This window comes from Actibacterium sp., assembly GCF_055134745.1.
In genome coordinates this window covers 1-24027 of sequence record NZ_JBSRVX010000033.1, presented here as the reverse complement: position 1 = coordinate 24027, position 24027 = coordinate 1, and the positions used below count along the sequence as shown (strand labels likewise).

Here is a 24027-nt window from a genome sequence, read left to right as displayed (position 1 = left end):
GATGATCACCGGCAGTTCCAAGGACGATACCCTGACCGGTGGCAACGGATCGGATGTATTGTCGGGGGGCAATGGCAACGACACCCTCAACGGCGGCGGCGGCGCCGACAATCTGGTTGGAGGATTTGGGGCCGATGCGCTTTATGGCAACGCGCATGACGACATCCTGTTTGGTGAGGGCGGCGCAGATATCCTGTTCGGTGGTGGCGGTGACGACACGCTGTATGGAGGCGATTCAACCGATAGCCTCTATGGTGGAGCGGGCGTTGACCGCATGGATGGAGGTAACAATTCGGACGTATTCTATGTCGATGGCAATGACATCGTGAATGACACCGGTGTGACCGGCTATGACAAGGCGCAGATCACAAACACGGCAGGTGACGTTCTGAATCTGACCGGGTGGAGTGGTGTCGAACGTGTCAACGGCAATATAGGCAACGATACAATTGACGGATCGTCGCAGACCGTAGCGCTTGTTCTGTCGGGCGGAAACGGCGATGACACATTGATCGGCGGCGATGCGGCGGATGTGCTGATGGGCGGCGCCAATGACGACATCCTGATCGGAGGCGACGGCGCGGACAAATTGCTTGGCGGCACCGGCAACGATACTTTCGACGGTGGTGCGGGGAATGACATTTTCTATATCGGCGAGAATGGCGATGCGGTCACCGATGGCGGCACAGGCTTTGACAAAGCTGTAATCAATAATGCAGCCGGATTGAGCCTGAATATCGGTGCATGGCTTAATCTGGAGCGTATCAACGGATATAGTGGTAATGATACTATCGATGCCACGGGCATGGCCACAGCGATTACCATTGCAGGGGGCAGCGGCAACGACACACTGACAGGCGGTGCGGGAAACGACACGCTTTACGGCGGCAATAATGATGATGCCCTGAATGGCGGTGCGGGCGATGACATCCTGTTGGGCGGGGCCGGCGCCGATGATTTCGTATTTCTGTCGGGTTTTGGCCAGGACACGGTTGTGGATTATCTCGATGGCACGGACCAGCTTGATTTCCAGGGCCATGCCGGTGTGAACGGCCTGGGCGATCTTGTCATCTCACAAAGCGGCGCGCATACCACTATCACGCTGCTGGCTGGCGGCACCGATCAGATTACCTTGCTGAACGTGCTGGCGACGGATCTGGATTCAGGCGATTTCCTGTTCTGATCGTCCCGTCTGAAGTTTCCGGGTTAGCAATACGGGCCGCAATATCGCGGCCCGTTTTCGTGTCTTGCAGTTCCGCAGCATCGGGTCAGCCTTCGTTCAGTATCCTGTCGGCCAGAACCGCAGCCGATGTGCGATTGTCCACACCCATGCGCTGAAAGACCTGCTCCAGATGCTTGTTCACGGTGCGCGCGCTCAGGGACAGGATCTGGCCGATATCGCGATTGGTCTTGCCGCGCGTCAGCCAGAACAGCACTTCGGCCTCTCGGTTGGTCAGCTCAAAACTGCGCGCCAGAAGGGCCTCGGGTTTTTCATCTTTTTCGACTTTCAATGTCACCAGAAGATCGCCCGATGACGAATGCCCGATGTAATGAAATTCGGTAGACCCGTGGCGCAGCGGCGTGCCTTGCGAGATGGGTGTTCCGGACAGGCCCTGCAACCAGCCGCGCATGTTCGGGCCGGCCTGGTCCCCGTCCAACAGATCGGGCATCCGCCGGATCACGGTCAGCGCGCTGGGCGACCCCCAGTTCAGCCTGCCCGCGCGATCAAACGCCAGCACCGCGCGCCCCGATGTATCCAGCGCATCGCGCGCGCTTTGGATCAGCTTTGAATTCAGCACATGAATGGTCAGGCGGGCGATCAGTTCCTCGATGACAACCGGTTTGGTGATGTAATCGACCCCGCCCGACCGAAGACCGCGCAGAATATGTTCGGGATCCGAAAGCCCCGTCATGAAGATGATCGGCGCAGCGGTGGCATCGGGGGGTGATTTAAGTCGGCGACAGGTTTCGAATCCGTCCATCTCGGGCATCACCGCATCCATCAAGATCACGTCGGGCTGCACACGCCGGGTCAGTTCGATCGCGGCCGCCCCGTCGCGCGCCACCAGCACGGTCATGCCGTTTTCCTCAAGGGCGGATGCAACCATGCCAAGCGAGTCCGGGTTGTCATCCACCACCAGGGCAATATTGCGGGTTTCGCGGTCAGGCGGCATCTTGGTCCAGATCTTTCAGGGTGCGCACAAGCCCGCGCATGTCGAATGCGGCAAGCCGTGCCCGCAGGGTTTTCAATACGAACTCGGAAATCTGGCCGCTTGATTCCAACTGGTTCAGCCGCGTGCGGATTGCGCTGGCATGGCCAATTTCCGAAAGTTCGATAAGGGTGGCAATCTCGGCGCTGTTCAGCCCGCGGGCCTCATCCGGGCTGGCGGCCTCGTCTATATCATGCACCAGTTCCAGTTTCAGCAGGCCGCTGATGCGCAACAGCAGATCGTCAAGATTATAGGGTTTGACCATGAACGCATCATAAATGGCATCCTCGGGGCCGGGCTTGCGGGCCTCGAGCGCATGCCCCGATATCATCACGATCGGGGTCGCCCTGTGCCCGTTTTCGCGCAGGTGGCGCGCCAGATCCCAGCCATCGGTGCCGGGCATGTCTATATCCAGAATAAAGACATCCGGCACGATATCATCCAGCATTTCCAGCGCCGTTTCGGCATTGGGCGCGATCATCACCAGAAACCCGATCGGTTGTAGGAAATGTTCGACAAGGTGCAGATGGTTCACATCATCATCCACCACCAGCACCGTCTTGCGTGCGCCAGAATAGCCGCGTGTTTTCAGCGTGGTGGACAGAATGCTGCCATCCTGCGGCTGCGGCATGGCCGGCATGGAGACCGAGGGCAGCATCAATCGCACACGAAACAGGCTGCCTTGTCCGGGAGTGCTTTCCACCGTGATATCGCCGCCCAGAATTTCGACCAGCAGCTTGGTTATGGTCAGGCCCAGCCCCGACCCCTGGGCGGTGACATGCGCGCCGCGCTCAAACGGTTTCCAGATCCGCTCAATCTCGGCGGGATCGATGCCACAGCCGGTATCGCGCACCTCGATGACGGCTACCTCGTTTCGATAGGTCAGCGTCATGTGCACCGATCCCCGGTCGGTATAGCGCAGCGCATTGGACAACAGGTTGATGATGATCTGGCGCAGGCGCTTTTCATCGAAAGCAATCCACTCGGGCAGGCTGCCTTTGGTCTGCAGGCTGAACTCCAGGCTCTTTTCCTGCGCGGTTTCGGTGAAAATGCTGCTGACCTGTCGCAGGAACATCGGCAGGTTGATGCGGTCACGGAAGATTTCCAGCCGCCCGGCCTCGATCTTGGAGATGTCCAGAAGGCCTTCGATCAGCCCGGCCAGATGTTCGCTGCTGCGCCGTATGGTTGAAACGGATTCGCGCCGGTGGGCCGGAATGGCCGGGTCTTTTTCCAATATCTGCGCAAAGCCATAGATTGCATTCAGCGGCGTGCGCAGTTCATGGCTGATGCCCGTCATATAGCGGGTCTTGGCCAGATTGGCGGCCTCGGCCTTTTCCTTGGCCTGTTGCAGGGCGCGGTCTGTGCGTTCATGGGCGCGCACTTCGCGCAGCAGGCGCTGGGTTTGCAGGTCTGTTTCGGCACGGGCCTTGTGCTGGCTTTCGGTCGCCAGAATGAACATCCACACCGCGATGCCGATCACCACCAGAACGGTGCAGAAGATCACCATCAGCACCGCATCCTGCTCAGGTGTGCCGACATAGGACCGGATGACCAGCAACAGCCCCCCGAATGCGCCGGCCATCATGGCGGTGGCCAGGGTCGCAACCGACAGGCGCGACATCAGCGCATTGGCCAGCGCCGGGCGAAACCGTGTGCGCAAGAACCCGGTAATCATCGAATCCAGCCGCGCCTGAGGCTTGCACATGTCACGGCATGAACTGTCCAGCGTGCAGCACAGCGAACAGATCGGCCCGGCATAAAAGGGGCAGTCGGTCATGTCTTCGGAATCAAACCGATAGTCGCAGACGCAGCATTCCTGCAACGCCGTGGCGGGGGCCGGGACGGGGCGCGCGATGTAATAGCGCCCGCGCGTGCCCCAGGCGATCAGCGGCGCCATGCAAAAGGCGGTAATCAGCGCGATCAGCGCCGAAAAGGCCTGTGCCAGCGCACCGAACAGGCCGAAATGCGCCGCAAAGGCCAGCAAACCCGCCGTGACCATTGCGCCGATCCCGACCGGGTTGATGTCGAACAGATGCGCGCGGCGAAACTCGATGCCCCTGGGCGACAGGCCCAGCGGCTTGTTCACCACCAGATCGGCCACCAGCGCCCCGATCCAGGCCAGCGCCACATGCGAATACAGCGACAGGATGGATTCGATGGCGTGAAATACGCCCAGCTCCATCAGCATCAGCGCAATGGCCACATTGAAGACCAGCCAGACTACCCGGCCGGGATGGCTGTGGGTAAGTCGTGAAAAGAAGTTCGACCAGGCGATCGACCCGGCATAGGCATTGGTGACGTTGATCTTCAGTTGCGACAGGATCACGAACAGCCCCGTCAGGAACAGCACCAGCATTGGCGATGTCAGCACCTGATCGAAGGCCGTGAAATACATCCGCGTGGGATCGCTGGCCTGCCCGGCAGGCACCCCGTCGCGCAACGCCAGCGTCACCAGATAGGACCCGGCCAGCATCTTGATCACCCCCAGCACCGACCAGCCCGGTCCGGCCGCGATCATCGCGGCCCACCATCTGCGCCGTTCTGATCGGGTTTTGGGTTCCGGCAGAAAACGCAGGAAATCGACCTGTTCGCCAATCTGCGCGATCAGTGAAAAAACCACGCCCGATGCCGCCCCCAGCATCAGCAAGGTCGCCCCGTCCTTACCCGCGCCGCTGGCCCCGTCAAATTCGGTCCAGGTGGTGAAATCATATCCGGCAAAGGCCAGCAGGGCGAAGGGCAGGATATGCAGGAAGATCCACAGCGGCTGTGTCCAGGCCTGAAAGGTCGAGATTTTCGAGAAACCGTTGACCACCAGCGGGATAACGATCAGCGCAGACAGAAGGTAACCAACCGACAGGGGAATGCCGAAACAGAATTCGATCGCCAGCGACAGGATCGCCGCCTCTAGCGCGAAGAAGATGAAGGTGAAACTGGCATAGATCAGTGATGTGATGGTCGATCCGATATAGCCAAAGCCCGCCCCCCGCGTCAGCAGGTCGATATCCACGCCGTAACGCGCGGCGTAAAAGCTGATCGGCAGGCCGGTCAGAAACAGAATCGCGCCCACCAGCATGATCGCCAGAATTGCCGTGTCAAAGCCATAGGTCAGGGTGATCGCACCGCCGATTGCCTCGAGCGCAAGAAAGGAAATCGACCCCAGCGCGGTATTGGCCACCCGCGCGACCGTCCAGCGCCGGGCGCGCCGCGCGGTAAAGCGCAGGGCGAAATCTTCCATGGTTTCGTTGGCCACCCATCGGTTGTAACGCCGACGTTCTGTGGTGGCGCTGAATGCCATCGGCATGGCCGGTCCCCGTCTTGCATTGCTTGGCATCAGACAGCCCCGATCATCGGGATCGCCCCCCGATGAACGCCTCCTCCCTTTGACCGGTCCGTACCAGATCCTGGTTCAAACTATCGGGTGTAAAAACGCGCAGCCCTATACGTCAATTAACGTATACTGCACTGCAGCATTATCGGCAAACCTTGATGTGAAGGGGTCGGCGACCGGCCCTTGAGAGCGCAAGCAACATTTCAAGGAGGCGATATGTCAGATCCCAAGACCCCCAAACCCTTTACCCCCAGCCGCCGCGCGGTTCTGGCGGGCGGCGCCGCGCTGACGGCGTCGCTGTTCACCCCGAAATATCTGCGCGCGCAGGATTTCCCGACCGCAGCCGTCAATACAACCGGTCTGGCTGTAACCGATGACAAGGTGACAGTGGGCATCCTGCATTCGGTGACCGGCACCATGTCGATTTCCGAAACAGGGTCGGTTCAGGCTGAAAAACTGGCCATCAGCCAGATCAACGAGATGGGCGGCGTGCTGGGCCGCAAGATCGAATTCATCCAGGAAGACGGCGCATCCGACTGGCCGACATTCGCCGAAAAGGCGAAAAAGCTGCTGGTCAACGACAAGGTCGCGTCGGTCATGGGCTGCTGGACCTCGGCCAGCCGCAAGGCGGTTCTGCCGGTGTTCGAGCAATATAACGGGATGCTTTACTATCCGACCTTCTATGAGGGCCTCGAGGAAAGCCCGAACGTGATCTATACCGGTCAGGAAGCGACCCAGCAGATCATCGCCGGGCTGGACTGGGTGAACCAGACCAAGGGAGCCAAGACCTTCTATCTGCTGGGGTCCGACTATATCTGGCCGCGCACCTCGAACAAGATCGCCCGCAAGCATATCGAGAATTTCATGGAGGGCTGCGAGGTCGTCGGCGAAGAATACTATCCGCTGGGCCATACGCAGTTCAATTCGGTCATCAACAAGATCCGCCTGAAAAAGCCAGACGTGATTTATGCAATCGTTGTGGGCGGGTCGAATGTGGCCTTCTACAAGCAGCTCAAGGCCGCCGGCATCGACATGACCAAGGAAAAGCCGCTGCTGCTGACCATTTCTGTGACCGAGGATGAAATTCGCGGCATCGGCGGCGAAAACATCGTCGGCGCCTATGCCTGCATGAAATATTTCCAGTCGCTCGAGAACGAAAACAACACCGCCTTCGTCGCTGCCTTCAAGGAAATGTGGGGTGACGACATGGTGATCGGTGACGTGACCCAGGCCGCCTATCTGGGGCCATGGCTGTGGAAGGCTGCCGTCGAAAAGGCCGGATCGTTTGATATCGACAAGATCCGCGAGGCAAGCCCGGGCATCGAACTGACGACCGCGCCCGAAGGCTATGTCAAGATCCACGAAAACCATCACCTGTGGTCGAAGACGCGCGTCGGCCTGGCCAAGGCTGATGGACAATATGAAGTGGTCTATGAAACCGCCGATCTGGTCGAGCCGAACCCGTTCCCTGAAGGCTATCAGTAAACCGCTGGCCTTCGCGTCTGGCGGCCCGGAACGTTACCCCCGGGCCGCCACCGATCATTTTCAATCGCATCCGGGGGTCTGCTGATGTTTTCTGGCTATTCGATGGGCGAGCTTGGCGCCATTTTCGCCATGCAGGGCTTTGCTGGCCTGATCCTGTTTTCGGTCTTCGTGCTGATGGCGCTGGGTCTGGCCATCATCTTTGGCCAGATGGGCGTGATCAACATGGCCCATGGCGAATTCATGATCCTGGGCGCCTATGTCACCTATCTGGTGTCGAATCTGTTCTCCGCCTATCTGCCGGGGCTGTTCGGCATCTATTTCTTCATTGCCATGGTGCTGGCGTTTTTCGCCTCGGGTGCGCTGGGCATGTTCGTCGAATGGGCGATGATCCGGCATCTGTATAAACGCCCGCTGGACACATTGCTGGCGACCTGGGGTCTGAGCCTGATCCTGCAACAGATCTATCGGTCGGTTTTCGGCGCGCGCGAGGTTGGCGTGACAATCCCCAGTTGGATCATGGGGTCGCTGCCCGTGACCGATTCCATAGAAATTCCGATCAACGGCATCTTCGTTATGGTGCTGGCCGTCAGCATCTCGGCCGCGATCTATATCCTGATGTATCGCTCTGGTTGGGGCAAGCAGGTGCGCGCGATCAACCAGAACCGGGTGATGGCGGGCGCTGTCGGAATCAACACCGAATGGACCGACCGCATGACCTTCGGAATCGGCTGCGGTGTGGCCGGGGTCGCCGGATCGGCCTTTACCATGATCGGGTCCACCGGGCCGACGGCGGGGCAGCTTTATATCGTGGATACCTTTCTGGTCGTCGTCTTTGGCGGCGCGGGCAGTCTGCTGGGCACCATCGCCAGCGCGTTTTCGATCAGCCAGGCCCAGTCGATCATGGAGTTCTTCCTGTCCGGATCTATGGCCAAGGTTCTGACCCTGCTGACCGTCGTGGGTATCCTGATGCTGCGCCCGCAAGGCCTGTTCGCCATGAAACTGCGGAAATGAGGGATCAACGATGACAACCGCGACCAACCGTCTGTTCACACGTTCCGAATTGATAGGCTTTGCCGTTCTGGCTGTGATCATCTTCATCATCTTCCCGCTGGCGCTGGATGCGTTCCGCCTGAACCTGTTCGGCAAATACCTGACCTATGCCTTTGTCGCGGTCGGTCTGGTGCTGTGCTGGGGCGCGGGGGGCATCCTGTCACTGGGGCAGGGCGTGTTCTTCGGCCTGGGCGGCTATTGCATGGCGATGTTCCTGAAGCTCGAGGCATCGAGCCCGGAAAACACCAAGATCCAATCGACCCCCGGCATCCCCGATTTCATGGACTGGAACCAGATCACCCAGATTCCGTTCTGGTGGCAGCCGTTCCACAGCCTGACCCTGACCCTGATCGCCGTGGTTCTGGTGCCGGTCGTCTTTGCCTTCATCATCGGGGTTGCGATGTTTCGCCGCCGCGTGGGGGGCGTCTATTTCGCTATCATCACCCAGGCTATTGCCGCCATCCTGACGATCCTGATCATCGGCCAGCAGGGCTATACCGGCGGGGTCAACGGCATTACCGATCTGCGCACGCTGAACGGCTGGGACATCCGCACCGACAGCGCCAAGGAAATCCTGTATTTCGTGAACGGCGCGCTGTTGTTCGCCTGCCTTCTGGCCGCGCAATATATCCGCAAGTCCAAGCTGGGCCGCATCCTGATCGCCATGCGCGATCAGGAAGACCGGGTGCGGTTTTCCGGCTATGACGTGGCCAACTTCAAGACCTTCGTATTTTGCGCAGGTGCCGCGATTGCCGCCATCGGGGGCGCGATGTTCACCCTGCAGGTCGGCTTCATGTCGCCCAGCTTCGTCGGCATCGTGCCTTCGATCGAAATGGTGATCTATTGCGCCGTGGGTGGCCGGCTTTCGATCCTGGGCGCGGTCTATGGCGCACTGCTGGTGAACTGGGCCAAAACCACCTTTTCCGAAAGCTTTCCCGAACTGTGGCTGCTGGGGCTGGGTGCCTTGTTCATCGCGGTGGTGATGGCCTTTCCCAACGGTCTGGCCGGGCTTTACGCCGATCATGTCGAACCCCGCCTGGGCAAGCTGTTCAAGCGCGGCGGCACGGTGCCCGCCGCCGAAGAAACCCCTGCGGAATAGGAGCGCGCGATGCTGGATATCAACCCGAATTTCGTGCTGATGGTCGAAGGGCTGACCGTATCCTTTGACGGGTTCAAGGCGGTCAATGACCTCAGCTTTTATGTCGCGCCCAACGAATGCCGCGTGATCATCGGCCCCAATGGTGCTGGCAAGACCACGGTGCTGGACCTGATCTGCGGGCGGACCAAGGCAACGTCCGGCACCGTCAATTTCAAGGGCCACGACCTGTTGAAGATGCGCGAGGATCAGATCGTGCATGCGGGCGTTGGGCGCAAGTTCCAGACGCCGTCTGTCTATGAAGACCTGACCGTGTTCGAGAACCTCGAAATCTCATACCCAAAGGGGCACAACGTCTTCGGCGCGCTGACCTTTCGCCGCGATCAGGCGGTGCGCGACCGCATCCGCGAAATCGCCGAAATTGTATTCCTGACGGACCAGTTGAACGAAAAGGCCGCGTTCCTATCGCACGGCCAGAAGCAGTGGCTGGAGATCGGGATGCTGCTGATCCAGGACCCCGAACTGCTGATGCTGGATGAACCCGTGGCGGGCATGTCGGTGGCTGAACGCAAGAAAACCGCCGAATTGCTGAACCGCATCATCACCGACCGATCCGTGATCGTGATCGAGCATGACATGGGCTTTGTCGCCGATATCGCCACCCGCGTCACTGTGCTGCATCAGGGAAAAACCCTGTCCGAAGGCTCGATGGAGCGGGTGCAGAACGATCCCAAGGTTATCGAAGTCTATCTGGGCCATTAAGGGGGCATTCATGCTGAACGTACACGACCTTCGCGCGGCCTATGGACAGTCCGAAGTGCTGCATGGGCTGAATTTTACCGTCGCCCCCGGCGAGATCGTCGCCATCATGGGCCGCAACGGAATGGGCAAGACCACGCTGATGAAAACCCTGATGGGGATCGTGCCGACGAAATCGGGCGATGTATCCGTGAACGGCACCGATATCACCGGGCTGAAAACCTATCAGCGGGTGGCCGGCGGTGTGGGCTATGTGCCGCAGGGGCGGATGATCTTTTCCGCGATGACGGTCGAGGAAAACGTCGAGACCGGCCTGACCTCGACCGGCAAGAAAACCGTGCCGGGCGATATATACGAACTGTTTCCGGTGCTGCTGGAAATGAAAAACCGGCGCGGCGGCAACCTGTCGGGCGGCCAGCAACAGCAACTGGCGATTGCCCGCGCGCTGGCATCCGACCCCAAGGTTTTGTTGCTGGATGAACCGACCGAAGGCATCCAGCCCAGCATCATCCGCGAAATGGCCCGCACCCTGCGCCGCATCCGTGACGAGCGCGGATTGTCTATCGTCGTCTCGGAACAGGTACTCAGCTTCGCGCTGGATGTCGCCGACCGGGTGATGGTGATCGAAAACGGGAACTTTGTTCACGACAGCCCGCGCGATGGCATCGACGCCGCCAAAGTTTCCAAATTCCTGTCTGTCTGACCTGCCACCAAGAAAGGATCCATCATGGCCGAAACGCTGATTTCCGTTGACCTGAGCGAAAGCCCCCATACCAACGAAAACATCCATAACCGCTGGCATCCCGATATTCCGATTGCGGTCTGGGTCGAGCCGGGGGATGAGTTCAAGATCGAAACCTATGACTGGACCGGCGGGCAGATCGCCAATAACGATGACGCCGCCGATGTGCGCGATGTAGAACTGGAACAGGTGCATTACCTGTCCGGTCCCATCGGGGTGAAGGGCGCGGAACCCGGCGATCTGCTGGTGGTGGAAATTCTGGATATCGGCGCGAAAGAGGACAGCCTTTGGGGCTTTAACGGCTTTTTTTCCAAACAAAACGGCGGCGGTTTCCTGACCGAACATTTCCCGCTCGCCCAGAAATCCATCTGGGATATTTCGGGCATGTTCACGACCTCGCGCCATGTGCCGGGGGTGAAATATGCCGGGCTGATCCATCCCGGCCTGATCGGCTGTCTGCCGGATCGCAAGATGCTGGATATGTGGAACAGCCGCGAAAAAGCCCTGTTCGATACCGATCCCGAACGCGTGCCGCCGCTGGCGGCCTTGCCCAATACCCAAAGCGCCCATATGGGCAAGCTGAAGGGCGAGGCCCGCGACAAGGCCGCGATGGAAGGGGCGCGCACCGTTCCGCCGCGCGAACATGGCGGCAATTGCGACATCAAGGATCTGTCGCGCGGGTCCAAGATCTATTTCCCGGTCTATGTGCCGGGCGCGGGCCTGTCGATGGGCGATCTGCATTTCAGCCAGGGTGACGGCGAGATCACCTTTTGCGGCGCGATCGAGATGGCCGGATGGCTGCATCTGAAAGTGTCGCTGATCAAGGATGGCATGGTGAAATACGCCATCAAGAACCCGATCTTCAGACCCTCGCCCATCACGCCGAAATACGATGACTATCTGATCTTCGAAGGCATCAGCGTCGATGAAAGCGGTACCCAACATTACCTGGATGTGCATATCGCCTATCGTCAGGCCTGCCTGAACGCGATCGAATACCTCAAGAAATTCGGCTATTCCGGCGCGCAGGCTTATGCGATCCTGGGCACGGCGCCGGTGCAGGGGCATATCTCGGGCGTGGTCGATATCCCGAACGCCTGCGCAACCCTGTGGCTGCCCACCGATATTTTCGAATGGGACATGATGCCGAACACGTCGGGCCCGATGAAATATCTCGATGGCTCCATCGACGTGCCGCTGGCCCCCGATCTGTGATGGCGAAACGGGTGGCCCGAAACCGGGCCGCCCCCCCGCAAAGGAAACCCCGATGCCCCTTTACGAATACTGGTGCGATGCCTGCGGCCCGTTCACCGAAATGACCCCGATGGCGAAATTCGCCGATCCCTGCGAATGTCCCGATTGTGCCGCGTCGGCACCGCGCGTGCTGATGACCGCGCCCAAGATCGCCGGGATGGATATAGGCCGCCGCCAAGCGTTCGAAACCAATGAGCGCAGCGCCGATGCCCCGCGCAAATCGGCGCATGGGCCGGGCTGCGGCTGTTGCGGCGGCGCGGGCAAGAAGATCAGCAGCGGCACATTGCACCGCCCGGACGGTTCCAAAAGCTTCCCCACCAAACGGCCCTGGATGATTTCGCACTGACGCCGGTCAGCGCCGGGGTTGTCCGGCGCTGGCGGTCACGCCGCCATCGGCGGTCACGATACTGCCCGTCATGAACGATGCCGCATCCGATGCCAGAAAGGTTGCAAGTTCGGCAATCTCTGACGGTTTGCCCGCGCGACCCATGGGGATGCTGTCCACCCAGCTGTCCCACAGCCCCGGCCGCGCCCGGATCGCCCCCGTCAGCGGCGTGTCGATCAGACCGGGGCAAACCGCGTTGATGCGAATGCCGCTGCGGGCATATTCCAGCGCCACCGAACGGGTGAAATTGATCACCCCGGCCTTGGCCGCGTTATAGGCCGCCATCTTGTAATCGCCGCCAATGCCGGAAATCGATGCGGTGTTCACGATCGCGCCGCCTCCCGTCTTCAGCATATGGGGAATGGCTGCCCGCGTCGCAAAGAACACCGAATCCAGATTGACGGAAATCAGCCGATGCCAGGTTTCGGTGTCGGCCTCATGCGTGGGGCCCGACGCCCCGGTGCCGGCATTGTTGAACAGAATGTCCACCCCGCCCGCCCAGTCGACCATATCGGCGATCATCGCGTTTACATCGTCTTCGCGACTGACATCTGTTTTGCGCCAGGTCACGTCATCGCGCATGGTTTCAGGCGCGTTCAGGTCCGCAATCATGACGCGCGCGCCCTCGCGCATCAGAATATCGACGATCGCGGCGCCGATCCCCGATACGCCGCCGGTTACAATTGCCGTCTTGCCAATAAAACGCCCCGATGACATTTTCTGTGCCTCCCCCCCGTGTCAGTTTGACTATACTTAATCGGCATGTACCGCCATTGGAACCGGCGCATGCTTTGGTGGACGCAACAGCGCCACCAGTGGAAGGGCGGCCAGCGTGACCCACATCATCAGCTTGAAGTCGTTCACATAGGAAATCATCATGGCCTGCTGGTTGACCAGCCCGTCAAGACGCGCCAGCGTGGCTGGCGCCGCCGTGCCGGTTTCCGACAGGAAACCACGCAGCAGCGGGTTGAACGGGGTCAGCGTGCCTGACAACTCGGTATGGTTGATCTGGATGTTGCGGGACAGCACCACGGATACGATCGAAATTCCGATAGATGACCCGATATTGCGCACCAGACTGTACATCGAGGTGCCATCGGCCCGAAATTCTGGCGCCAGCGTTGCAAAAGACATCGTGGATAACGGGACGAAAACCAGACCCAGCCCCATCCCCTGAACGATGCCAGAACTGATGATCGGCCCAGATCCCATCTGCGGCGTGAAATTGATCATCATCTGTAACGACAGCGCCGTCAGCAACAGCCCGCAGACCACCAGAAGACGGGCATCTACCAGCCGGACCAGCCGACCCACGATCAGCATCGAGATCATCGTGCCAATACCACGGGGTGCCATGACCAGGCCTGTGGTGGTGGTCGGGTATCCAAACAACTGCGTCAGCATCGGCGGCAGCAACGCCATGCTGGCCAGCAAAATGATCCCCACCACGAAGATAAAGACCAGCCCCGCCGAAAAGTTGCGGTCAACGAACATGCGCGGATTGATGAAGGGCGATTTGGCTGACATGATATGCAGACAGAATATCCAGAAACCGGTTACCGAAAGGCCCAGCTCGATCCAGATTTCGGCTGCCTCGAACCAGTCCACCTCGCCGCCGCGATCCAGCATCAACTGCAGCGCGCCGACGCCCAGCGACAGCATTGCGAACCCGAAAAAATCGAAGCCGCGTATCTTTCGCGCGAACTTCGGCAGCGATGAGGAACAGCCCAGAAAGGCGATGATGCCCACGGGCAGATTGATAAAGAAGACCCAGCGCCAGTTCAGCACCTCGGTCAGCCAGCCCCCCAGCGTGGGGCCGATGATCGGGCCAACCATCACACCAGCCCCCCACAGGGCCATCGCCTGCCCATGTTTTTCACGCGGGTTGATGTCCAGAAGGAATGCCTGCGACAGCGGAACGATCGCAGCGCCGAACACGCCCTGAAGGATGCGAAAGGCAACCATGCTTTCCAGGCTCCAGGCCATCCCGCACAGCATAGATGTGATGACAAAGCCGACCACCGAAATCAGGAAGACCTCGCGCCGGCCCAATCGGTCGGAAATCCAGCCCGTCATCGGTGTCATGATCGCGGTAGCCACGATATAGGACGTCAGCACCCATGTTATGGTATCGCGTGATGCGCCCAGATTCCCCGTCATCGCTGGCAAGGCGACATTGGCAATCGTGGTATCCAGAACCTGCATGATCGTCGCCAGCATGATCGAAACGGTGATCAGCCCGCGGCGCAGGGCGGGGGCCTCGTCTGCGACAGCCGCCGTCACTTTTCAGAATCCGGGCTGGCCTGCGACCCGGCCAGCGCGGTTGGCAGAAAGGCCGCCAGGCGGCGCGTATGGGCGGTGTCGACGCGAACTTTCGCGCTCATCCCCGTGCGCAGGGTGATGCCGGGCGGAACCGACTCCAACGACACGCGCACCGGTATGCGCTGCGTGACCTTCACCCAGTTGCCGGTCGCGTTTTGTGCCGGGATCAACGAAAATTCAGCCCCCGTGCCGGCCCCGATCGCGACCACCGTGCCGGTCAGCGTCTGGCCGGGAAAGCTGTCGAACTCGATCTCGGCGCTTTGGCCGGGCAGAACGTTTTCAAGCTGCGTTTCCTTGAAATTGGCCTCGACCCAGCTATCGCCGGTTTCGATCAGCGAAAACAGCGGCGCACCGACGCTGACAAAGACGCCCGGCTTGAAGGACGCCGCCTGATATACGATGCCGTCACTCGGCGCGCGCACGGTCGCCATCGACAGATTATAGGCGGCACGGTCGCGGGCGGCGATTTCGGCCAGAACGGCGGGATGTTGATCGGTTGGTATATCAGGATCGCCCCCCAATGCGGCCAACGCACTGGACGCCGTCTGTCGTGCGGTCGCCAATTGTTCGCGCGCCTTGCGCTCGGCGTGGCGGGCATCGGCCAATGCCGATGTCGTGGCAACGCCCTTGGCTGTCAGGCTTTCCTGCCGGGCAAGCTCGGACGCCTGATAGGCGGCCTCGTCCTCGGCCACTTTTTGCTGCGCCAGGGCAATGCCATATGCCGCCTTCATCTGTTCGACATTCAGTCGCGCGGCGGCGATGGCCGCATCCGCCAGTGTCAGCGCCAGACGATAGGGTTCCGGGTCGACGCTGAACAGCACGTCGCCCTGTGCAACACGTTGATTGTCGGTGAACATGACGTCTGTCACGCGCCCTGAAACCGTGCTGGAAATATCGACACGGGCCTGACGCAAATTCGCGTTCTCGGTTGCCTCATATCGTCCACCTGTCAGCCAGAACCAGCCGCCACCTATGATCATGGCCGCCGGCACAACGATCATCAGCAGAATGCGCCGCAGGTTTCGGCCTCGTCTTGCTTTTTGAACGCCGTTCGAAATGTCGGTGGCGGACAGCCCGGGATTTGCGTTCATGTTCCTGTTTTCCATACTTTCCCGCCTTCCTGCGCATCACAGGCAGAGGATAGATTTTCGACCACCGTTTCCAGCATCTGCATCAGCATAATGCGTTCCGCGGGTGACAGGCCCGCAAGCGCCTCGTCATACAGATCGGTGACAAGGCCCTGAACTGAAGCAAAGGTCTGGGCGGCTTTAGGCGTTGCAAAGACAATGCGCACGCGCTTGTCGCTGGGGTCGGGTTCGCGGCGGGTCCATCCGCCAGTTTCCATTCTGTCCAGAAGTCGAGAAACGCTGATGGGCTCGATCTCCAGCAAATCGGCCAGCCGCGCCTGTGTGCAGGGGCCGTTGCGCACCAGCCGCGCCAAAAGACGCCATTGCGCCGAAGACAAGCCCATGTTGTCGCCGCGCATTTCAAAGCGCCGGCGCAGCAAGCGCGCCGAATCGTGCAGCAGAAATCCGAATTTTTCGAGTCGTTCATCCTTCATGATACGCCGAACATAATATAAGCATGCTTATAAACAAGCGTAAAAATGATATGCCGGTCCGGATTTGAAACATGTTCAACGGCCATTCGGGGTATGTGGTGCATTGACATTTGGATGCGGTCGCGATGCAAATGTCCCTCAAAATTGGGGGGAAAGATGCAAGACACGATCGAGGCGGCGCTGGAGCGTTGGGCGCAGGCCTTTGCGGCCATGGATATTGATGCGCTGGTGGATATTCACACCGACGACGCGCTGTTTTTCGGATCAAAGCCGGAACTCAAGCGCGGCCGCGACGGGGTGCGCGACTATTTCACATCACTGCCGGCAATGAACAAGCGCGCGGTCCGTTTTGAAGATGTCGTCACCCTGGCCTTGGCCGACAACGTGACCGCAATCGCCGGCACAGCGGTTTTCATGGCCGATGGAAAGGTGCGCAGCCGCCGGCGCCTGACGCAGACATTGGTGCGCGATGGTGGTCTGTGGCGTGTCGCCCAGCACCACGCATCGCCGGAATGACGATGCGCAAGCAAGGCCAATGGACGGATATGGAAATATGACCAACAAGACCAATACGGCGCAAGCCAGTGACGGCGTGACTGCAGGGGACACTTACCTTTCTGGCCTGCGCGTGATCGAGGTGGCCGATGAACTGGGCGAATATTGCGGCAAGCTGCTGGGGGGGCTTGGCGCCGATGTCGTCAAGATTGAACCGCCGCAGGGCGAGGCCACCCGCCATATCGGCCCCTTCTACCGCGATATTCCCGACCCCGATCGCAGCCTGCATTTCTGGCATTTCAATCTGGGCAAGCGCAGCGCGGTTCTGGACCTCGATACAGCCAGGGATCAGGCCACCTTCAGGGATCTGGCCGGCAACGCCGATATCGTGATCGACACCCGCCCGCGCGGCTTTATGGATGCGCGGGGCATCGGATATGACGCGCTGCGGGCCATCAACCCGCGCCTGATCTATGTCCGCATTACGCCCTTTGGCGATGATGGCCCCTGGGCAGATTTTCAAAGCAGTGACCTGATCCATCTGGCGCTGGGCGGCATGATGATGAATTGCGGCTATGATCCCGACCCGCTGGGCCGCTATGACACCCCGCCTGTTGCGCCGCAGATGTGGCAATCATTCCAGATCGCAGGCGAAATGGCGGTGATCTCTGTTCTGGGCGCGCTGAATTACCGCCTGAAAACTGGCTTGGGGCAAAAGCTGGTGTCGAACGTGCACGACGCCGTATCCAAGAACACCGAACAAGACCTGCCCGGCTGGATATTCCTGCGCATGCCGCACCGCCGCCTGACCTGCCGCCATGCCTTGCCGGTCACGATGCCGATCAGCGATCCGTTGCTGGCGATCACCAAGGACGGACGCTATCTGCTGCCCTATCAGACTTATCTGAAAGGATTTACCAAGGGCTGGGATGCGCCGCTGGATATCCTGCGCAAATATGGCATGCAGGACGATCTGGACGATCCCAAATACCTTGATGAAGATGTCCGCGCCCTCCCGCGCACCAAGGTGCATGTGGCCGATCTTATCCGCAAGCTGTCGGGGCGGTTGCTGTTCAAGGATGAACTGTGGCGCGAAGGTCAGAACCAGGGCCTGACCTGGGGGCCGATCCGCAAACCCGAAGAAAACATCGGCGAAGAACACTGGACCGTCAGGGGCAGCTTTGCCCAGGTGCATCACCCGGAACTTGATGAAAGTTTCACCTATATCGGCCCCAAGTGGAAATGTGACGAGGTCGGCTGGGCCATTGGTTCGCGCGCGCCATTGTTGGGCGAGCACACCGATGCCGTGATGCGCGACTGGTCAAGCGCGCGCGCGCCACATCAGATCGTATATGCGGGTGCCCGACTGAAAGAAGACCCGATGATCAGCGCCAGGGGCAAGCCTTTCGCCCTGTCCGATGTCAAGGTCGTTGATCTGTCCTGGATGCTGGCCAGCGCTGGGGCGGGGCGTTACCTGACCGCGATGGGCGCCGAGTTGATCAAGGTCGAACATATGTCCAAGCTGGACGGAATGCGCTGGGGGCGGGGGCCCTGCCCGCCGGGCGGGCGGGCCGCGCGCGATGCCGCGACCGCGCCGCTGGATATCCCCGAAAGCACGAACCCAAACCGCAGCGGCATATTCATGGAAATCAACGCCGGCAAGCTGGGGCTGTCGCTGAACCTTAAAAATCCCAAGGGTCGCAAGATATTGGAAGATCTGATCCGTGATGCGGATATGGTCATCGAAGGTTATTCGCCCGGCACGATGGACCGGATGGGGCTGGGCTATGATCGCCTGAAAGAGCTTAACCCCGGCATCATCTATGTCCAGCAAAGTGCGTTTGGGCAGGCGGGCACTTACGGCGATGCCCGTGGCTTTGGCCCGACAGCCCAGGCGATGTCAGGACTGAGCGAGATGTCTGGCCTGCCCGAACCCTATCCGCCCGCTGGTATCGGATATTCCTATCTGGACTGGTTCGGCGCCTATAATATGGCCAATGCGATGCTGGCCGCGCTGTATCGGCGCAACATCACCGGCAAGGGATGTTACATTGATGCCTCGCAGGCGGAAACGGGCATGTATCTTACCGGATCGGCGGTGCTGGATTATTCCGTCAATGGCCGCCACTGGTCGCGATACGGCAATCGGTCGCCGCATAAACCCGCCGCGCCACATGGGGCGTATCGTGTGAAAGGCGAAGACCGCTGGATCGCCATCGGGGCCTTCGATCAGGATCAGTGGCAGGCGCTGGCACAGGAACTCGGCCATCCCGAATGGATGACAGATCCGCGCTTCGCGACGCTGGCAGAGCGGTTGACCCATCAGGATGAACTTGACGCGCTGGTTCAGCAGGCCACGCAAGATCGCGACGGGTTCGCCCTGATGAATGCCCTGCAGGCCGCCCACGTGCCGGCGGGGATGTGCCAGACGGCGGAAGACCGGTATGAACATGATCCGCAACTGAAGCATCTGAACTGGCTTGTTGAACTGGATCAGGCGGAGATTGGGCGCTGGCCGGTCAAGGAACATCCCGTCACCATGAGCGAAACCCCGCCCTATATGGGGGGAAGGTTCAACCGGTCTGGCCCCAATCTGGGCCAGGACAGCGAATATGTTCTGAAGACCCATCTGGGCTATGACGCCGACCAGGTGAAGGAACTTGTCGCCGAAGGTGTGATCTAGCGCCGCAAAACGCATCCGGCAGGCCCTTGGTCGGGGCCTGCCGGTTTTTTTCGTGCCTTCGGTTTTGACGATCCGTCAGTTCATCAGGCTGGGCAGGAACAGCGTGATCGCGGGAAAGGCGATCAGCAGGATCATGACCACAACCTCGGCCAGCAGGAACCACGACACGCCCTTGAAGATCGTCACCAGCGACACCCGGTCGCCCATGACCCCCTTCATGATAAAGACATTCAGCCCGACCGGTGGCGTCAACATCCCGATCTCGATGAATTTCACCAGGATGATCCCCATCCACACCAGATCTATATTCATCGTCTTGAACACCGGCAGCAGGATCGGCAGCGTCAACAGCAACACCCCCAGCGGGTCCAAGAAGCAGCCCAGGAACAGATAGACGACGGCAATCGACAGGATCAGCGTCAGCTGGCTGGTATCGCCAGCCGAAATCATCTGCGTCAAGATATTGGGCAAACCTGAAAATGCCAGGAACCGCGTGAACAGGGCCGCGCCAACCGCGATCAGGATAAGGCTGGCCGTGGTCTGGGCCGCCTCCAGCAGGCTTTCGCGCAGCAACCGGAACGACAATTTGCCCTGCAACAGCGTGACGATGATTGCCAGAACAACCCCGACCGCGGCCGATTCAGTGGCTGTCATGACGCCCGAATATATGCCTCCGACGACGGCCAGAACCAGGATGGGCAAGGGCCAGATCGGCGCAACGATTTTAAGGTGTTCGGCGGCGGTCATCTTGGGAATCGCGACGCGCGGCGCCAGCGATGGATTCATCCAGCAGCGGGTGATGATCAGGCCGGCATACATGAAGGCGGTCAACAGGCCCGGTATGATGCCGGCAATCAGAACCTGCCCGACAGGGGCCTGCGCAAAGATGGCATAGAGAACGATGATGATGCTGGGCGGAATGACTGCGCCCAGTGTGCCCACGGCCGTGGCCACGCCGGTGGCCAGGCCGGGTTCGTATTTGTTCTTCAGCATTTCTGGCACGGCAATCTTGCCCAAAGTGGCCGTGGTGGCCAGGCTTGAACCGCTTGCCGCTGCGAAACCGGCCCCGGCAAAGTTGGTGGCCACGGCCAGCCCCCCGGGCAGCCAGCCCAGCCAGACCCGCATCGCACTGTATAGGCTGTTGGTCATCCCCGAGCCCGATATGATGGTGCCCATCAGCAGGAACAGCGGGATCGCTGACAAGGTCCAATGTGCGGTAAATTCGTAAGGGATGGCCTTGAGCGCCCCAAAGGCGCCGTTAACGCCGCGTGTCAGGCTGATGCCCAACAGCGATATCACCGACAAGGCAATGCCGACAGGAACCCGTATCGCCAGCAGGGCGACAAGGGCGAACAGCCCGATAACCCCGACAATCATTGCGGACATCAGTGTGCTCCTCCGGCTTGATCCAGATCGCCTGCAACGCTGCGCACCTCTCCGGCCAGCAGCGCCTGCAGAATGCGCAGCGCTTGCACCACCAGAACCAGGAACAGCGCGGCGATGCTGACAACCAGAAACCAGCGCGATGGCCAAAGGATAAGGTTGAAATGCTGGGTGACTGTATAGTCGCGGTTGATCGTTTTAGCCACCGCACTCACATAAGACATATAGCCATACATGGCGGTAAACCCGGCGCTGATGACCAGTGCAACAAGCTCGGTCAGCATACGGGCGCGGGGCGGCATCGCATGAACCACGAATTCCACCGAGATATGTCTGTCATACATCTGGCCGTATCCCAGCGCCAGGAACGACACCGCCACCATGTAATAGAAGGAACCGAATTCCAGCGTGCCGGGGATCGGGCTGTTGAAAACATAGCGCGCGATGACCTCGATCGTAATGTGAAATGCCATCAGCAGCAGGAATATCGCTGATAAAGTTGCCAGAAGGCGCGACAAGCCGCGCGCCGCGATTTCAAGAGTTCGGATCATTTCAGTCCCCATATGCGATCGGTGTCACGGCATATCGAATCCAGAACCTCGCACATTCCCAAAGAAGGCTGGTCACGCACAGGTATCGATTCTGTTCGATTGGATCATGCAGAAGATATGGCCCGCACCCGGTCGGATGCGGACCATTTGACGCTACATCTTCATGTTGGCGAAGATGTTTGTCTTGATAGCGTCGACAACCGCGGCGTCGTCGGGGTTGTCGCTGATGATCTCACGCCATTTGTCGACATAGGCCAGGAACGAGTCGATGATTTCATCGGCGTTTTCAATGCCTCTTTCGGTCGACCGTTTGAGCAATGCTTCACGTACAACGGGGGTGAATTCACCCAGACGTGCCTGAATGTCTTCACCAGGCTGCACGATATTGTAGGATTTCTCCTCTGCGATCGCCATCACGTCATCGTCGGCCGCAGCATAGGCATTCGCCTCCATTACCATTGCGCTGGCGGCCGCGTCGGTAAACGCTTTCTTTTGTTCGTCCGTCAATGTTTCCCACAGGTCCAGCCGCAGGCTCAGAATGGGGCCGCCATAGGAAATGCCCTGGTTCAGCGCCAGAACATTGGGCGCAACATCCCCGAACGAGAAGGTTGTCAGCCAGTTGACGCCGCCCATCGTGCAATCCACCTGCCCACGTTGAAGGGCTTCGTAGGTTTCGCCGATACCCATGGTCACCGGCGTCATCCCCAGATGCGAGGCAAGGATACCCCACTCGCCCGAGGCGCGGGCCTTGCGGCCTTTCAGATCCGCCAGCGTTGCGACAGGTTTGCTGCACAGCACCGCATAGGGCGATGTCACGAAGCCTCCGAGAAACTGGATGTTGTTTTCCTCCATCTCGGCTTTGCAATCGGGGCAACCGTTCAGAACGAAATCGGTGATCGCGGTGACCATGATGCGATTGTCGCCAGACATGATCGGCGCAAGTCCCATCGCAATATTGGAGATCGGTAGTTCAGAAGGGTTGTAAACCCCAAGGATTTGCCCCCCGTCCACGACACCGTCGCGCACACCTTCCAGCATGGCTTTGGCCCCCAGCAGCGATCCGCCGCTGTGCAGGGTATAGTCAATCGTGCCGCCGCTGTTCTCTTTCGCCATTTCCAGAAATGGGACAATGCCAAATTCCACCAGCGTGGTCGTGGGCGCCCCATAGGCCGCATAGACGACATTGACGTTTTCGGCATTTGCCGCAACGGCGGCCGTCGAAATCGCAGTTGCAATTCCAAGTGTTTTCACAAGTTTCATGTTTTCCTCCCAGGTAGCTCGTTTGTTTTGCGCCCCCATGCCCGTTGGAACTTGGATATGCGGATTTTCACCGTCTGCTATGGTTGGGCGCGCGCGTTCGCCTGATCCTTGATTGTTGTTTATTCATTGCGGGATAAACCAATATCTATTGGGGCTTCTGTGAGACGATAGAGATATGTTAATTTTCGCCGAGACATTGATTTTCATCACGATTTCGCTTAGCGCGAAATACTGGTTCAATCTCGAAAACGGGGTGGTCTCGGATTTATGTGCTGGGATCGCGACCCGAACAGGGTAACTATCATGCAGATCGCCGATCAACAGGAGCAGCCGTGACCTCAACCAAACATGTCGAACCCAAAAGCAGCATCGACCGCGCACTTGGTCTGCTGGACCTGTTCACGCTGCAAAAACCGGTCTGGCTGATCGAGGAACTTGTCCAGGATCTCGACTTGGCGCGGGCCACCGTCTATCGCTATGTCCGCTCTTTATGCGATGCGGGCCTGTTGGTGCCAGCCGGGGGCGGGGGCTATGTGTTGGGGCCTCGTATCGTTGAATTTGACCGCCAGATACGTCTGGCCGACCCATTGTTGCTGTCTTCGGCGCCAGTGATGGCTGGCTTGGTCGAAAGGGTGAATGGTGCCCAGTTGCTGTGCAGTTTCTATGGAAACAAGGTGCTGACGATTCATCAGATCAATACAGATGACCAGATCAAGTTGCCGATGGAACGCGGGCACGCATTTCCCATGTTCTATGGCGCGCCGTCACGGACCATCCTGGCCAATCTGCCATCCTATCAGTTGAAGAACGTGTTTCTGAATTACTCTCAGGAAATCACCAAGGCAGGGTTGGGCAGCAACTGGCAGGAATTCCGCGCCGCCATGCGGGACATCCGGCGTGGCGGGTTTTATGCCGCCAGCCAGCTTGACCCGACGCTTGTGGGTATTGCTTCGCCGATTTTCCGCGAAAACGAAACGGTTGTCGGTTGCCTGTGCCTGGTGCGGCGCAAGGAAAGGATGACCCCGGACAGCATGGACATGCTGTCCGCGCTTGCCATGGAGGCCGCCAGAGAAATCTCTTCCAAAATTCAGGAGTTTTCAAAGGCGCACAGCACCAATGACACCACGGCGCCTTATCCGACGATCCGACTTGGCTGATACTGGCATGTCGATCGAAATGTTTGACGGGATATTTTGCGAAATCGCATGATATCTCACATACGGATATTGCCTGACGCGGCTTGAATGGCCATTATCCCCCGGCAGGTGCCGCACAGCGGTGGCTGAACGACAGCGTGCCAAGGGGGAACGAGTGGCAACAGCGGCGCAAAACTGGCTGGGTCTGGAGGGGCGGGTGATCGTGATCACCGGCGCGGCGGGCGGCATTGGTGCGGCAATCGCGCGCGCAGCATGTGCCCAGGGCGCGCGCGCAATTCTGGTTGATCGCCCACAGGCCGATACGGC

General features: G+C 59.5%; 21 protein-coding genes. 12 read left to right on the top strand and 9 right to left on the bottom strand.

Annotation, left to right across the window (positions count from 1 at the left end; genetic code table 11):
- Positions 1-1183 (top strand): calcium-binding protein (locus ACTCHC_RS07375; protein WP_463021842.1); only part of this gene is annotated, 1183 nt, incomplete at its 5' end.
- 85 nt (positions 1184-1268) lie between these two features.
- Here ACTCHC_RS07375 and ACTCHC_RS07370 read toward each other — a convergent pair.
- Positions 1269-2174, bottom strand: a complete 906-nt coding sequence (locus ACTCHC_RS07370; RefSeq protein ID WP_463021841.1) for a response regulator — start codon at positions 2172-2174, stop codon at positions 1269-1271.
- Positions 2164-5511, bottom strand: coding sequence for an ATP-binding protein (locus tag ACTCHC_RS07365; protein WP_463021840.1), 3348 nt, complete (start codon positions 5509-5511; stop codon positions 2164-2166). Before ACTCHC_RS07365 ends, ACTCHC_RS07370 begins: the two co-directional genes overlap by 11 nt.
- 243 nt (positions 5512-5754) lie before the next feature.
- Between ACTCHC_RS07365 and urtA the strand changes: the two genes are divergently transcribed.
- The 7 genes from urtA (at position 5755) to ACTCHC_RS07330 (ending at position 12270) form a co-directional block, all read left to right on the top strand.
- Positions 5755-7023: an urea ABC transporter substrate-binding protein gene (urtA, locus tag ACTCHC_RS07360; protein WP_463021839.1), complete on the top strand. Its 1269-nt coding sequence runs from the start codon at positions 5755-5757 to the stop codon at positions 7021-7023.
- A gap of 84 nt (positions 7024-7107) precedes the next feature.
- Positions 7108-8034, top strand: coding sequence for an urea ABC transporter permease subunit UrtB (urtB, locus tag ACTCHC_RS07355; protein WP_463021838.1), 927 nt, complete (start codon positions 7108-7110; stop codon positions 8032-8034).
- Between the two features lie 10 nt (positions 8035-8044).
- Positions 8045-9172, top strand: coding sequence for an urea ABC transporter permease subunit UrtC (gene urtC / locus ACTCHC_RS07350; RefSeq protein WP_463021837.1), 1128 nt, complete (start codon positions 8045-8047; stop codon positions 9170-9172).
- Positions 9173-9181: 9 nt separating this feature from the next.
- Positions 9182-9931, top strand: coding sequence for an urea ABC transporter ATP-binding protein UrtD (urtD, locus tag ACTCHC_RS07345; RefSeq protein WP_463021836.1), 750 nt, complete (start codon positions 9182-9184; stop codon positions 9929-9931).
- A gap of 10 nt (positions 9932-9941) precedes the next feature.
- Positions 9942-10631: an urea ABC transporter ATP-binding subunit UrtE gene (urtE, locus tag ACTCHC_RS07340; protein ID WP_463021835.1), complete on the top strand. Its 690-nt coding sequence runs from the start codon at positions 9942-9944 to the stop codon at positions 10629-10631.
- A 24-nt stretch (positions 10632-10655) separates the two neighbouring features.
- Positions 10656-11885 (top strand): formamidase, encoded by a 1230-nt coding sequence (gene fmdA / locus ACTCHC_RS07335; RefSeq protein ID WP_463021834.1) that lies wholly within the window; start codon positions 10656-10658, stop codon positions 11883-11885.
- Between the two features lie 52 nt (positions 11886-11937).
- Positions 11938-12270: an FmdB family zinc ribbon protein gene (locus ACTCHC_RS07330; protein ID WP_463021833.1), complete on the top strand. Its 333-nt coding sequence runs from the start codon at positions 11938-11940 to the stop codon at positions 12268-12270.
- 6 nt (positions 12271-12276) lie between these two features.
- Here the strand turns inward: ACTCHC_RS07330 and budC are convergent, their stop codons facing one another.
- The 4 genes from budC to ACTCHC_RS07310 are packed head-to-tail and all read right to left on the bottom strand — an operon-like array spanning position 12277 to position 16192.
- Positions 12277-13026, bottom strand: coding sequence for a meso-2,3-butanediol dehydrogenase (budC, locus tag ACTCHC_RS07325; protein WP_463021832.1), 750 nt, complete (start codon positions 13024-13026; stop codon positions 12277-12279).
- Positions 13027-13062: 36 nt separating this feature from the next.
- Positions 13063-14592: a DHA2 family efflux MFS transporter permease subunit gene (locus ACTCHC_RS07320; protein ID WP_463021831.1), complete on the bottom strand. Its 1530-nt coding sequence runs from the start codon at positions 14590-14592 to the stop codon at positions 13063-13065.
- A complete protein-coding gene (locus ACTCHC_RS07315; RefSeq protein ID WP_463021830.1) occupies positions 14589-15722 on the bottom strand; it encodes an HlyD family secretion protein in 1134 nt (377 codons plus the stop codon). Before ACTCHC_RS07315 ends, ACTCHC_RS07320 begins: the two co-directional genes overlap by 4 nt.
- Entirely contained in the window at positions 15719-16192 is a 474-nt protein-coding gene (locus ACTCHC_RS07310) for a MarR family winged helix-turn-helix transcriptional regulator (protein WP_463021829.1), read from the bottom strand. The genes ACTCHC_RS07315 and ACTCHC_RS07310 overlap by 4 nt, the downstream gene beginning before the upstream one ends.
- 156 nt (positions 16193-16348) lie before the next feature.
- Here ACTCHC_RS07310 and ACTCHC_RS07305 point away from each other — a divergent pair, with 156 nt between their 5' ends.
- Entirely contained in the window at positions 16349-16708 is a 360-nt protein-coding gene (locus tag ACTCHC_RS07305) for an SgcJ/EcaC family oxidoreductase (RefSeq protein ID WP_463021828.1), read from the top strand.
- Between the two features lie 37 nt (positions 16709-16745).
- On the top strand, positions 16746-19370 hold the full coding sequence (locus tag ACTCHC_RS07300; RefSeq protein WP_463021827.1) for a CaiB/BaiF CoA transferase family protein: 2625 nt from the start codon (positions 16746-16748) through the stop codon (positions 19368-19370).
- 75 nt (positions 19371-19445) lie between these two features.
- On the opposite strand, the gene ACTCHC_RS07295 is transcribed toward ACTCHC_RS07300, so the two are convergent.
- The 3 genes from ACTCHC_RS07295 to ACTCHC_RS07285 form a co-directional block, all read right to left on the bottom strand.
- Positions 19446-20756 (bottom strand): TRAP transporter large permease, encoded by a 1311-nt coding sequence (locus ACTCHC_RS07295; protein WP_463021826.1) that lies wholly within the window; start codon positions 20754-20756, stop codon positions 19446-19448.
- On the bottom strand, positions 20756-21304 hold the full coding sequence (locus ACTCHC_RS07290) for a TRAP transporter small permease subunit (RefSeq protein ID WP_463021825.1): 549 nt from the start codon (positions 21302-21304) through the stop codon (positions 20756-20758). The genes ACTCHC_RS07295 and ACTCHC_RS07290 overlap by 1 nt, the downstream gene beginning before the upstream one ends.
- A 153-nt stretch (positions 21305-21457) precedes the next feature.
- A complete protein-coding gene (locus ACTCHC_RS07285) occupies positions 21458-22564 on the bottom strand; it encodes a C4-dicarboxylate TRAP transporter substrate-binding protein (RefSeq protein ID WP_463021824.1) in 1107 nt (368 codons plus the stop codon).
- Positions 22565-22896: 332 nt separating this feature from the next.
- Here ACTCHC_RS07285 and ACTCHC_RS07280 point away from each other — a divergent pair, with 332 nt between their 5' ends.
- Both ACTCHC_RS07280 and ACTCHC_RS07275 read left to right on the top strand, forming a co-directional pair.
- Positions 22897-23721: an IclR family transcriptional regulator gene (locus tag ACTCHC_RS07280; RefSeq protein ID WP_463021823.1), complete on the top strand. Its 825-nt coding sequence runs from the start codon at positions 22897-22899 to the stop codon at positions 23719-23721.
- A 121-nt stretch (positions 23722-23842) separates the two neighbouring features.
- The coding region (locus tag ACTCHC_RS07275) for an SDR family NAD(P)-dependent oxidoreductase (protein WP_463021822.1) at positions 23843-24027 on the top strand (185 nt) is incomplete at its 3' end.